The organism is Bradyrhizobium sp. Arg237L, assembly GCF_029990105.1.
Lineage (GTDB): Bacteria > Pseudomonadota > Alphaproteobacteria > Rhizobiales > Xanthobacteraceae > Bradyrhizobium.
Genome location: NZ_JAQMIL010000208.1, coordinates 1 through 564, shown reverse-complemented (window position 1 = coordinate 564; position 564 = coordinate 1). Strand labels below are relative to the sequence as shown.

Annotated in this window: 1 protein-coding gene; it reads right to left on the bottom strand. The window is 58.9% G+C overall.

Annotated elements, in window-relative coordinates; translation table 11 throughout:
* Nucleotides 1–184 precede the first annotated feature (184 nt).
* On the bottom strand, nucleotides 185–564 hold a 380-nt coding region (locus tag OZ411_RS43010; protein ID WP_282532811.1), incomplete at its 5' end, for a RidA family protein.

Here is a 564-nt window from a genome sequence, read left to right as displayed (position 1 = left end):
TTCGGCATAATCGAGCTTACGGCACAATGAACTGGTCCGCCTTACAGCTTCGCAGATGACTTTGCTCGGCTTGCTGACTGCTTCCGGACCCGAAGCTGACGGCTCGATGACTCAGAGCGAACGTACCATGTCACTTTAATAGAATGGCGCCCAGAGCTCCCGCTCCGTATGGTGGGTTACTCCGCTAAGGAGCGGCTGCTGCAATCGCCTCAATCTCGATCACGAACTCCGGCCGGACCAATCCGGCCACCATGATCAGCGTGGTCGTTGGCGGCGCACCCGGAAATCGCCGGTCGCGCGCCCGTCGGTAGCCCTCCATATGCTCGCGTGCTGTAACGTACACGCTCAGGCGGACGACGTTAGCCATTGTCATTCCGTCTTCCGCCAAGATGGCCTCAATGTTCTTGAAGCAGATTTCAGCCTGTCCCTCGCTATCCGCGGGAATCTTACCATCAAGCTCGATGCCAAGCTGGCCCGCTGTGATGGTAAGCCGGTGGCCCGCTGGCACGGAATACCCGTGGCTATATCGCGCCAAAGGGGGATGGATGGTTGAGGGGGATAGTG